The 11,826-nt window shown below is 48.6% G+C and carries 16 protein-coding genes; all 16 read right to left on the bottom strand.

Annotated features, from left to right (window positions below):
• Positions 1-406, bottom strand: a 406-nt coding sequence (gpJ, locus tag HEN21_RS10870) for a TipJ family phage tail tip protein (RefSeq protein WP_445297813.1), incomplete at its 3' end; no start/stop codon positions are given.
• Between the two features lie 60 nt (positions 407-466).
• Positions 467-1,114 carry a tail assembly protein gene (locus HEN21_RS10865; RefSeq protein ID WP_032158963.1) on the bottom strand — a complete coding sequence of 216 codons (648 nt, stop codon included), beginning with the start codon at positions 1,112-1,114 and terminating at the stop codon, positions 467-469.
• Positions 1,012-1,755, bottom strand: coding sequence for a C40 family peptidase (locus HEN21_RS10860; RefSeq protein ID WP_183082912.1), 744 nt, complete (start codon positions 1,753-1,755; stop codon positions 1,012-1,014). The genes HEN21_RS10865 and HEN21_RS10860 overlap by 103 nt, the downstream gene beginning before the upstream one ends.
• A 5-nt stretch (positions 1,756-1,760) precedes the next feature.
• Complete coding sequence (locus tag HEN21_RS10855; protein WP_183082911.1) at positions 1,761-2,459, bottom strand: phage minor tail protein L; 699 nt, start codon at positions 2,457-2,459, stop codon at positions 1,761-1,763.
• Positions 2,459-2,797, bottom strand: coding sequence for a phage tail protein (locus HEN21_RS10850; protein ID WP_000024051.1), 339 nt, complete (start codon positions 2,795-2,797; stop codon positions 2,459-2,461). Before HEN21_RS10850 ends, HEN21_RS10855 begins: the two co-directional genes overlap by 1 nt.
• A complete protein-coding gene (locus HEN21_RS10845; protein WP_000840613.1) occupies positions 2,790-6,023 on the bottom strand; it encodes a phage tail tape measure protein in 3,234 nt (1,077 codons plus the stop codon). The genes HEN21_RS10850 and HEN21_RS10845 overlap by 8 nt, the downstream gene beginning before the upstream one ends.
• A gap of 165 nt (positions 6,024-6,188) precedes the next feature.
• Entirely contained in the window at positions 6,189-6,314 is a 126-nt protein-coding gene (locus tag HEN21_RS23425) for a hypothetical protein (RefSeq protein ID WP_001635124.1), read from the bottom strand.
• A gap of 182 nt (positions 6,315-6,496) precedes the next feature.
• Positions 6,497-6,856: a protein YdaY gene (gene ydaY, locus HEN21_RS10835; RefSeq protein WP_012565075.1), complete on the bottom strand. Its 360-nt coding sequence runs from the start codon at positions 6,854-6,856 to the stop codon at positions 6,497-6,499.
• Positions 6,857-7,006: 150 nt separating this feature from the next.
• Positions 7,007-7,969: a phage tail tube protein gene (locus HEN21_RS10830; protein ID WP_000094289.1), complete on the bottom strand. Its 963-nt coding sequence runs from the start codon at positions 7,967-7,969 to the stop codon at positions 7,007-7,009.
• 26 nt (positions 7,970-7,995) lie between these two features.
• On the bottom strand, positions 7,996-8,388 hold the full coding sequence (locus tag HEN21_RS10825; RefSeq protein ID WP_000144678.1) for a phage tail terminator-like protein: 393 nt from the start codon (positions 8,386-8,388) through the stop codon (positions 7,996-7,998).
• Positions 8,385-8,765, bottom strand: a complete 381-nt coding sequence (locus tag HEN21_RS10820) for a hypothetical protein (RefSeq protein ID WP_001029819.1) — start codon at positions 8,763-8,765, stop codon at positions 8,385-8,387. Before HEN21_RS10820 ends, HEN21_RS10825 begins: the two co-directional genes overlap by 4 nt.
• Positions 8,766-9,149 (bottom strand): hypothetical protein, encoded by a 384-nt coding sequence (locus HEN21_RS10815; RefSeq protein WP_000524259.1) that lies wholly within the window; start codon positions 9,147-9,149, stop codon positions 8,766-8,768.
• Positions 9,149-9,544 (bottom strand): protein singed, encoded by a 396-nt coding sequence (locus HEN21_RS10810; protein WP_176251818.1) that lies wholly within the window; start codon positions 9,542-9,544, stop codon positions 9,149-9,151. Before HEN21_RS10810 ends, HEN21_RS10815 begins: the two co-directional genes overlap by 1 nt.
• A gap of 3 nt (positions 9,545-9,547) precedes the next feature.
• Positions 9,548-9,724, bottom strand: a complete 177-nt coding sequence (locus HEN21_RS10805) for a hypothetical protein (protein WP_000908084.1) — start codon at positions 9,722-9,724, stop codon at positions 9,548-9,550.
• Positions 9,725-9,766: 42 nt separating this feature from the next.
• Positions 9,767-10,906 carry a P22 phage major capsid protein family protein gene (locus tag HEN21_RS10800; RefSeq protein WP_000918487.1) on the bottom strand — a complete coding sequence of 380 codons (1,140 nt, stop codon included), beginning with the start codon at positions 10,904-10,906 and terminating at the stop codon, positions 9,767-9,769.
• A 98-nt stretch (positions 10,907-11,004) separates the two neighbouring features.
• The gene (locus tag HEN21_RS10795) at positions 11,005-11,769 is read right to left on the bottom strand and encodes a DUF6651 domain-containing protein (protein WP_000770042.1); all 765 of its coding nucleotides are present in this window, start codon (positions 11,767-11,769) and stop codon (positions 11,005-11,007) included.
• Between the last annotated feature and the right edge of the window lie 57 nt (positions 11,770-11,826).

Genomic DNA, 11,826 nt, shown 5'->3' with positions numbered 1-11,826 from the left:
GGACTTCCGACGGATTCCGGTCCCCCTTTGAGGTGGTTTCCACCAGTGCCTGCACACCGAAGGTAAAGCGCAGACGGTCGATGTTTGCAGACGTGATGGTCCGGGTAATCGGCGTGTCGTACTTCACTTCCGTACCCAGCACCGTCTCGGAGCCGGAGGATTCAAATCCCTCCGGCGGTGTCTGCTCCTGCTCACCTGCCCGGAAAACCACCGTGACACCGGAGATATTGGTATTCTCCTCACTGTCCAGCACTGGCGTACTGTTCAGCAGCACACTTTTTAATCCGTCCACCGGACCTTCAATCGGCCCTTCACTGATGGCATCGATCACACTCAGCAACTGCGTGGACTTCAGGTTGTCCCTCGCTTCACGCGGGGTATGTCCCTTACTGCTGCCTTTACCCATTCCTCACGCTCCATAAACGACAAAACCGCCCGCAGGCGGTTTCACACAAAACATTCTGCATCAGCGACCAATCACCACAACCTGACCACCATCTCCTTCATCTGCCGTGCTGATCTCCTGAGAAATCACCCGTGACCCCACGCGCATTTCACCGTACAGAACCGGCAGAACATTGCCCTGGGCAACCATGTTATCCAGTGAGGAGAAATAGGTGTTCTGCTTACCGTTATCCGTTGTCTGTGTGCGGGGAGTTCTGGCTTTCGGTGCCAGCATCTGAGCCACACCGCCCAGGATCATACTGGCCCCTGCCGCATACATGCCCGATACAGCCGCGGCACCCAGCCAGCCCACAGGGTTCCACCATGCCACCGCAATCAGCGCCGCACCCAGCACTGCCTGAAAAACACCGCCACTTTTAGCTCCCGCCAGACGCGGCACAATGTGGATCACGGCACCATTTGCCAGCGGCTCATTAAGACGGGCAGATAATTCATTTTCTCCTGCATCACGCCCGACAATGCGCACCTGATACCAGCCCTCATTCAGTTTCTGACGAAACGCCGGGAGCTGTGTGGCCAGCGCCCGGATGGCTTCGGCCCCCGTTTTCACACGAAGGTCGATGCGGCGGCCAAATCGTTGCAAATCCCCGTAAAGGCAGATGCGCGCCATGCCCGGTGACGCCAGAGGGAGTGTGTGCGTCGCTGCCATTTGTCGGTATACCTCTCTCGTTTGCTCAGTTGTTCAGGAATATGGTGCAGCAGCTCGCCGTCACCACAGTAAATGGCGGCATGATTCGGCACCGATGAACCAAAACAGCACAGCAGCACATCGCCCGGCTGCGCCGCTGACAACGGCACCTGATACAGCCCTGTGGCCTCCAGATTATCCAGATAGAGATTCTGACCGTGACGCCACCAGTCATCCTCGCGATGAAAATCCGGCATCTCAATCCCCGCCAGATGATAAGCATCCCGGAACAGCGTGTAACAGTCCGTCACCCCGTGCTCAAAGCGCCGCCCGGTGAGATGCGGCACACAGCGGAACTTATGAATCGTCCCCCGGCAGACCAGCCACCACGGCAAATCACTCTGCACCTGCAGCCGCCGGTCGGCCTCACTCAGCCAGGGCAGACCACCGGGGTGGCTGTGGACCAGCGCCACAATCTCACCCTGCATTTCTGCCTGCAGCCAGTCTTCCGGCGACATACGGAAATACGCCTCCGGCTCACCGGAGATATTCACACAGGGAAAATATCTTTCCTCCTCCGGCGTGCTTACCACGAAGCCGCACGACTCCGCTGGCGCACATCGCCGGGCGTGCGCCAGAATCGCTGATTCTGTCTGTGTCATGGGATTTACTGCGAAAGTTTGTTAATGGAAAGGAAGCCGCCAAAGTTGCCGACGTTATTGCGAAACTTACAGCCGCTCAGGCATTTGCTGCATTTATCCTTCGTGATATCGGACGTCGGCTGGTCATATTCATCCGCAACAACCGGACCGTTATAACCGCACTCATCACCGCGATAGGTCCAGGTGCAGGTATTAGCCAGCATGATGCGCCCCGGAAAAACGGCACCATCCGTTTCAGTCGGTGTGGACAGTACAAAAGAGGCACTGACCGCGCTCAGTTCGCTGCACTGCTCGATGCGCCAGCGGCTGATCACCTCCTGCTCCGGATCGGCGTCGCTGTTTCCGTTGACGAAGTTCACCGCATCCAGAAAACGGGCATAAACCTTACGCCTGACCACCGTTCCGCCGACCAGACTCTGCAGGTCTTCGGCCATCCCGGTGACCATGCCATACAGGTTAGATACCTTAAGTGTGGGACGTGCGCTGCTGCCCTTACCGTTCATCTCAAAGCCGCTTCCCTGAATGGGGTACGCCTGATACTTTCGCCCCTGCCAGGTAACCGGTTCACCTTTTTCATTCTGCTCATTGCAGAAAAAGTAACGCTCCCCACCGACCTCTGTCAGATCAATTTCCCAGAGCACCACGCTGGCCGTCTGCTCCACACGGATGCATTCATTCAGTGTTTCCTGTCGTATGTCCTGCATCAGATCACCACTTCGTCAAACTGACACGAAAAATCGGTATAGGTGATATGTTCTGTCGCTGACCACGTTCGACACACCACTCTGATTTTTCTGTTAATACCCGGCGGGCGCCAAAAAAAAGATTTATAGCCTTCATGCCGGGCTAAAAATTTTTCAAATGAATCACGTTCATTCGCCTCAACTTTGAAATCACAGGTGAAAACGCGCAGAGAATGGTTAAGTCCATTTGGACTTCGTTGCTCATAACCATCACCAAATCTTACAGTTTTTATCGATGGTTTATTTTCTGTTTTCATTCCATCCTCTGGTAACCAGTGAAATTCTTCCGTATTAGCCACTTAACATTCCCCCATCACGTCGCATATTTAACAGATTGCCCTGCACCCGCTGATCAACCATCCCCATAAGTGCTTTTATTGCCTGAGGGCCAATCTCTCCATTCTGGCCGTCATTTTGAATAGTGATTTGGTATACAGGGGCATAGGTAATATCTCCGCCTCCATTACCACTTTTACTATTAATAGCTCTGACACCAAGAGAACCATCGGAAGTTCGTGTTAATGGCATAATAGCTTCCGGTCCAGCCTCACCAAAAACACCAGCCCCTTTTGCAAAAGCAAAAAATTGCGGGGAATCATAAATACCGTTCGAATACGTGCTCAATGACGGAGACTCATAAACACCGCCCTTTGCATTCGGAATAAATTTACTAATAGCACTCCCGATAGTTCCTAAAATCCCCCCAGAAGAACTGTTACTAATGCTGTCGAAAATCCCAGTAATTGAAGCCTTTAATGCTATTCGACTAAGATCCGAAATCACGGAAGTAGCGAAAGAACGAAAATTTGCCTTGCCTGTCGTGACAAAATCACCCAGCGCATCGGTCATCCCATCAAACATCTGAGTCGTGGTTGATTTTATCTGCTCACTGATATCCTTAGTGTCATCCAGCCAGTTATTGAATCCCTGGGAGGCACCACTAACCCAGTCTCCTGCCTGAATATCGAGCTGCTCGTTTTTCTGTCTGACAATTTCTTTTTCCCGTTCCAGAGCATCATTCAGAGCCTGCATTTTCTCTTGAAAAACATGATCTGACATTCCACGGGATTTATCTGCATAGTCACGTTCAAGTTGCAAACGCTGATTGTTATATCCATGTTCAATCCGCAGTAATTCCTGCTGGCGTTGCTGATTTTTATCGCCAACCCCATAACCAGCAATCTGAATATCATACCCCTGCTGACGATTATCAATCGAAGCCTGCAATGAATCACGCCATGCTGTTATTTCGGCGGATTCCTTGATTAGCCTGTTATTTTTTTCAATCGCAACATTTTTCTCCATCAACGCGGTTATTTCTTCCCGGTGTAAGAGAAGCGATTTCTGATCCTGGGTTAATTTCGTTGATGGTCGTGACTCTAGGTCGGCAATCCGCTGACGCCACTTAACCAGTTCCTGTTCAGAGGAACTTAATTTAACGGTCAACTCAGCTTGTGAACTTAGTAACGCATTCTGTTGATTCAGATGATCAATCATTCGTTGGGCTGCATCATCAGAATAACCTTTCGCCTTTGGTTGCTTTGGATCTTTATAACGCTCATTTATTTGAGCGATAAGATTATTATATTCTTCCTTTGAATACTGATTCTTTAGCTTTTCCAGTTTTGCAAGTTCACTAGCTCTCTGCTGCTCCCGGGTCTGATATTGTTTTGAAAAGGCATCTGCTCTCTGTCTGAGTTCAATTCCTTCCTGTTGTCGCTTGTTGTAATCGTTTATTGATGAATTTAGTACGTCCTGAGCAATTTTTTCTGCTTGAAGTACGCCCAATTGCTGCTTTAATCGTGCCAGCCTTTTATTTTGAGCTCCGCCATCTCCAATGCCACCTAACCCGAAAACTCCGGGTCGGGTATTTTTTTCTATTTCATCAATTTGACGGAGAACATCTGAGATTTTTTGATCAAGGGAGGTCTCACGGCCAATATCCAGCATGGAATCCCATGCCCATTTTGCGGAGTCTGCGACAGCTTTCCATGCAGTCTCAAGATAACCAAGATTTTCTTTAATCTGGTTGGTGCGCTGGATCATTGAGGATGAGTATTCTTCTGTCGCAATGCGGGCGGCCTCCTGCTGGTTCCCTTCATCCTGTAGCGCCTTAATCTGGTTATAAGTCGCAAGTGTCAGAAAATGGTACTGATCATTAAGTTTTGATATGGCACTGACAGGATCCTTTGCAATTTCATTGAAGTCATTAACCAGTTGTTCGGTTGATATTCCTGTTACTTCGCTCGTTTTTACTATCGCTGTCGTCACTTGCTCCAGCGAACTGCTCGCTACCTTTCCCGAACGCACAAGCTGATTTAATACTGCCGCCGCAGCACCAGTTGTCGAATCAGCCGCATTCCCGGCACGTTGAGCTATATCGCCCAATTGCCCGCTGGTTGTCCCCAACTGATTTCCGGTAAGAATAAGAGATTTATTAAATTCGTCCTGCTCCTGAGAGCCTTTATAGTAAGCCAGTCCTAAGACCCCAACGGCTGCTGCGGCCAGGGTAAAAGGATTAACTAATCCCAGCACATAAGAACCTACACCTTTGATCGCCGGGCCAATCCCACCGAACATATCTTTTAGCTGGCCGCCCTGCTGCATTAACACCATAAATGGTGACTGACCAGTGGACAACCCAACAACAATATCCGTCATTTGTGCAGGCAACATGCGCATAGCAAAAGCCGTTTGTTTTGCCGACATTCCGGTTTTGCTTAATTGTGATTGAGTAACCTCAAGCTCACTCCGCATAGCACGAAGTTTTCCAGAAAGCTCCTCATACATTTCAGGAGAAAGCATCCCCTTAGCTTTTGCTTCATTGAGCTGTTTCTGTTGTTCTACCAGACGATTAAAAGCAGTTCCGACAGGATCAAGTTGAGCAATCAGACGTTGCAAAGCAACAACCTGTTCATCATGCGCTTTTGCTGCTTCTCGCTCTGCCTGAGCCTCTCCGATAAGCTCTCGCCGTGTTTCCTGTATTTTTCGGCTATAATTCTCAAACTGAGAACCATTTATTTTCCCGGATGCAAACGCAGCATTAAGTTCATCATGCTGTTGTTCAAGATTTCTTAGCGCCGCAGCCAGAGGGTCGATCTTGTCCAGCATTCTTTGAAAGGCCTGAGCCTGCGCTTCCTGCTGGGCGGCAGCAAGTTTTCCGGCCTTCTCGGCTTCTCTCTGCGCTTGCGCAACCCCGCTCAATTCCTCTGTGGTTTCATTAAGTTTACGGACAAGAAATTCATATTCTTCTTTATCAATAAGCCCTTTATCGAAAAATTTCTTTAATTCAGAATAGCGTCGACCGACAGTATCAATTGCGGCACCAACTGGATCAATAGCTGCTTTTAATTTTGCGAGCGCGTTCTTCTCATCTTCTGTTGCCTTAGTCACTTTCCCTGCGCTATTTGCAGCAGTTTCCCCAGCCTGCGTCATTTTGACTAATGAGGAGGTCAGATTGTCAGCATTATTTTTCGCTCCAGTGCTATCAATAATTATTGCGAGACGCGAGGTTTGCTCTGCCATTTATTAAAACTCCTGACAACAAAAAACCCACCGCGAAGTGGGTTTCAGGCGACATAATAGTAGATATAGCGATTACGAGGCCACGCAATGCTTTTCTCCAGGAGCATCATCGATTTAATTAAAGACACCATCACATCTCTGTAACAGAGTGTACGTAATTAACAACTACACACACTGCTCCTGAAAATACTGGTCATCCAGTGCAAAGATCACTGCTTCAAATTCATCGCGCTCAATCAATACCGGATGAGTGGCTAAATATTCATTTATCTCTGTCAGAGATAAAGGCAAAGGCACCCCAGCCATTCCAGCATAACGTCGGGCACGGGATATTACCGAATAGGCGTACAACAACTCCTTAAGCACCGGGTCTATTTCTGGTTCCGGTATCGGTGGCAACCTGAGTTTTTCTCGCTTCCATCTTGCCTTTTCCCCCCTTTCTCCCCCGAACTCCGATAACCACCGCTGGGCAGCTATGGCTTTTTTATCGTATCCTGCTTCTGCTGCTCTTTACCCTGGGCGATGCTGGCTGCTTCTGCAAGGATCTGCCAGTACAACTCTGGATTCTGCTTAAGCAGCGCGATCCCTCGTTCTGCCGTATATTCCAGTGCAACCTCAACACCATTAACCAGTTCACCAACCCCTTTCCAGTCTTTCAGCAGATAACGAGCGGCATTATCAATGAGTAAATCATCAACAGAATCCACCTCGGAAACCTTTGAAATATCAAACTCCTTCGTTCCGACGTGCAAACTGGCATCCATTTTCTCAATGTGGCGACGGATTAATGCATTACGGGAGCGATACTGATCGTTATCGCTGCTTGCCACCAACAGTTTTAACCCGTCTACAGGTTTTAAGTCCTTCATTGGCGTAAACCAGCGTTCTCCACCAATGATAATTTTCTGATTAAGAATAAACATCCATAACCTCATTCAATGCGTCCCCCTGTAGGGCAGTACCACAGGAGGAATAACGGAAAATCAACTAATCGCCTCAGCACTGGCTTTTGCGATCACGGCAGCCGGGGAATTTTTTTTTCTGGTTATCGTAGGTGCTTCATCTGCTGCGGTAATGCTCAATTGAACCTGGATAATGTCGCTATTACCCCCATCAGGCCATTCACCTGACACCTGAACCTTCGGGAAACTGAAAGTGTATGCCCCCTCTCCATTCGAAAGCGTAAAGTTGAACGGAACTGTTTCTCCAGTCAGTGTTTTACTCCAGATTTCCCACGCGGCTTTAGACCATGAAAGCGTCACCGTACCGGACGGTGTAAAAGTAGTCGGAATATTTGCTCCTGCATAAGGCGAGCCAGTCCCGATACAACGCTGTGTCTGGAGTTTGTTATCGAACTGAATATCAAAACTGTCGATACAAAAACCGTTACCTCCGGCAACACCATTCAGGCTTACTGCTGAAACCTCCTTAAACGAATAACGTAGCTTTCCTGCACTATCCACAGGTTCGCCTTTGATAAAATTCGTATCATCGGCCTTTGATTCCCAGTCCAGTCCGGCAAAGGTTACGGTCGCTGTAATATCGCCGTCGTTAGGGATCTGCATTTTCCATGAGCCAACCTGCGCTCCTCTGACGACAGAGGCAATTCCGACATCGGACGCATAGGTCGCTAGAGAAAATGTTATTCGCTCATTCCCCATTGTCAGAGAATCGCCTGACCATTCCGCGCCGAAACAGGATGCAAGAAAATCATCATGTTGACCCCAGCGAAATTTGGTACCAACATCACCGCCGACATCCACAGTGCCAGGCGTCGCCCCCTGAGCCATCCGGGAGCCACCAATCTCATTATTTTCGCCTTTATTCTGGGTGGGTTTTACTCCCCAGCTTGTGCGTTTTAATAAACTCCAGTCACCACTTGCTGGCGTAGTGCCTGCAACCGTCTCCCGGATAAATGCCGAGATAACCTTTGCACCTGAACTCACAGGAGCCTCCTATGTCATTAATTGCGCTAGAGCGCGCGATATGGAATTTGAAGATTAAGCTGGAACCAGCCATTCTTTTCGCCAACGGCTATTGAGGAAACAGCCTGGTAACTGAGACGATCGTCATCCTGAAACTCAAACAGTTCCCGCAATTTATCGGCTGTCTCAGTAATGAGTTTTGAACCAGAACCTGCGGGGACAAATAACTGAATAATGATTATCCCCGTGCGATAAACAATCGGCCCCGCGCCAATTTCATTAACTCCAGCCTGCCCGGGAATATTACTTAACCGCGCCCAGATTAACTTACCGGAAGGATCGAACGTTGGCGCGTTCGGATACAATACGTCTTTTCCATCAATAATCGTCTGTGCCGTCATTCTGGAAATAACCGTATTTCTGATTTCAGTAAACGTCATTTGTAAGCCTGTAAAACACCATGAAAAGCGTTGGCATACACGCCAGTTGGCGCTTGTTGTGAATGACCGTTTTCAAGAGCCTCTGCATAAGGAAGGTTATTCTGGATATAAATAACTCCGTAATTTGCAGCTTTCGAAATAACCCCGATCCCACGCTGAACCGCAATCGTACCGTTCGGATCCACGTTATCAGATATACCAAAATCGGGATGCTGTAACGACACCAGGTTGTTATTTCTGAAACGTCCGGTATCAACCGGAGCAGCAATATCAATAGCAGTAAGAATCTGCATAGCGATGTAGCGAATTTTCAGCCCCACATCTTCCTCAATCATCCCGGCAAATATTGACGGTTCTATATCCCATGCCTTTGCCATTTACGCTCTCCTTAACTGGATAGAGTAAACTGATGCGGAAGGATCTACACTCGCTGTAATTACCTCGTATCGTTGTAACTGCCTTAATACAGGATCATAAATCTCAATAATATGGTCGACAGCTGGTTTATCCGTAACCTCGCATACCAGAGCGGTTAATTTAAGGTCACCATGCAAAATATTAATCCCATCAATTCTGCCCAGCTTATAACGTGTCAACACGCCTCGCCCGGTATAGATTGCGGTGGATTCGCCGCCAGTTTCCGTCACAGGATCCCAGTGCCGGTGCGTAACGTAAGAACCAGAAAAATCACTCACGGCGTCCGCTAAATCCTCATCAAAAGCAGCGGCAACCTCTGACTGAATCTCTTCACGAAGCCCCATTATCCCCCCCTCACAACCCTGGCTTGTGAGCGACTAAGTCCGTACGGTTTCAGCAGTGCTATCGCAAGCTGTAAATCGGGTTCAAGCAATGCAGTACTGTTTGCTGGCAACTCAGAAAATGATTTCGATACACTGACCCCGTCAGCCGACACGGCTTTACTGATAACAACGCCAGAATCATTTTTCTGCTGAAACAACTTACCGAATGAGGCAATTCTGGCTGCATATGCTCCCGCAAGTTTTACCTCTTCCGGAATACGGGATGGGTTAATTTTCAGGTTGAAGCCATTAAGCCAGGCATTAGCCATTAAAACAGCTTTATTTTTAGCGTTCTCACTCGTCCAGGCGTTCCCAAACGCATTATCAACGTCATCACAGGTCACGTAAGTGATCATGTGTTACTCCTGAGTTTTCCAGCCCATAGCCTTCCAGTTGTCAACTTCATCAGGATGAACATTAGCGATAGTTGGTGCGCCGGGAAACATCTGATAATCGGTCACCATAACCACTAACTCAATTTGCGTTTTTTGTGCGGCTTCACGCTGTGCTCTTTGCTCTTTAGTTAATCCGGCCATATGCCCCCCATTAAAAATGGGGCCGAAGCCCCGTTTGAATGTTTAACCAAGAATCAGACAACCATGTGCCGGCTTCACTGATGAAACACCCCATGCCAGTCCAACTTCATAGCGCACCTGGCGATACTGACGATACAGTGCAATCTGGAACGTAATCCCTGAAATCGGGTCCGTAACATTCATTACATCATCAGCATTATCGCCACCTTCCGGCATTGCCGGAGTACGGGATGCCAGCAGAAACGCGTTGCGATCAAACGCCATATTTGCAGTAAAGGCCCCAACAACTGTGATGGCAGTATCATCGGCCAGATCCTGACGCAGTCCGGGCGCTGCAAGAGTAATCAGATTGCTGGTCGCTGCTGCCACAACATACTGATTCGGATCACCAGCGAACGTAACAATCTGACCTGCAGAAATACTCCCCGAACCAGTATCAATGGAAATAAGAACATCGCCTTCTTTTTTCTCTCCATTCACGAGATAACCAGTTGCAGCAACCTTTGGCGCTCGTTTCACACCTGCCGAACTGTGAATATTGAATCCCTCCAGACGCCCCAACACGCCCTCACGCAGTAGCTGTTCAGTGCCGGATTCATTCACTTTAAACAATACAGACTGTTTTCCGCGCAAATTAGCAATGGCAGTGGAGCCAAGCACCATCTGCAGATCGGTTGTCGGTGCGCCGTTATCCTCCAGAACCTGACGAGCCAGAGCAGCATCAGAAAGATCATCTTTAACACCAAACGGCGTTGTCCCTGCGGTTCCCACGGCGCGGGAAGCACCGAAATACAACGCACCAAGATCAGCCTCAACCTCGTTTGCAAGGGCGCGAAAAGCCTGCTTGAACTGATCAGCCAGAATGGTGTTGTAAGTCCCTGAAGGGCCAAGAGCCAGTTGTTCTTCACCATTCCATTTAACCGGTGCCATTTTGGATTTAGTAATTTTTACATCAACAGTGCCAATATTTTGATCACCGGTATTCGGAGCTGACGGCCCCGGTACGATATCTTCGGTTTTCGCCTCAGGCGCAACTGGCGCGGTTACCGTCTGATCTTTTGCTGCGGCGTCAGCTTTTGCGTTTTTTGCTACCGCAGGGATAAAACCTACCTGCTCACGGGATACAACATCCAGGGCGGTATAAATAGTCGGGATCAACCCGGTCAGGGTATTTCCAGCCATAATTAAATATTCCTTAAAAATTTGCGTAATTGTGAATAGATGGAGTAATGAGCTATCCAGCCCTGACACCAGCTCCCATCCGGAAGCTGACAAATGTGTTAATCAACGATTGTGATACCGTCTTTCAATGCGTTTTGCTTACCTGCAACATCCAGTGCATCAAAAGCAGAGCGTTTCATCGTTTTCTGACCAATATCATGCTGTGTCGGACGGGAGCCGCCGCCATTGTTGCCACTGGCTTTCAGGATGTAGTCTTTCTGAGGGTAATTTTCGACAAGGAACTCCAGCGCCTCATCAAACTGCGCCAGTTCGCCAGGCTTCGCGCGGGAATAAATTTTGTTGCCGGAAGCGTCATAAGCAACGATCCTCCCTTCTTCCACTTTGAATGCCTGCCCGAAGCGGGCTTGTAATAAATCTGCCGGGATCGCAATTTTATCGGCAATATATTTTGAACCCGCAAAACTACCGCCAATCATAGAATCGTAAAGCTGCTTCTCCAGCATCTGAGAGCGTTGCTTTTCTTCATCTAATTGCTGCTGAAAATTTTTCGTAATTTCTGCCTTAACCTGGTCAACCTGTCCCGCATCGAGCAGCTTTTTCTGGTCGATTTTTGACAGCATTTCCAGTGCCTCGATCGCCTTCTTCGGGTCTTCGATAGCGGCAAACTTAGCCAGTTTTTCCTCTGCAGCTTCTTTAGCCAGGCGATGATTTTTTGCCTCGCCATTAAGCTCTGTAATTTTTTTTGTCGCCAGCGGTGCATCGAAGCCAATTTCTTTACCATCGTCGTGCACATAAACTGGCAGGCCAGCAGTATCAATTTCTGCGTATTGTTTTCCGTTAATCTCGACCGTTTTCAGTTTCATATTAGTACCTGGTTTAATTCTTCCGACAGTTACGCTGCTCACCATCCGGATCGCAGC

The sequence above is a fragment of the Escherichia sp. 93.1518 genome (assembly GCF_013368915.2).
Lineage (GTDB): Bacteria > Pseudomonadota > Gammaproteobacteria > Enterobacterales > Enterobacteriaceae > Escherichia > Escherichia ruysiae.
The sequence above is the reverse complement of the archived record's forward strand: the minus strand, read 5'-3'. Positions and strand labels throughout refer to the sequence as shown.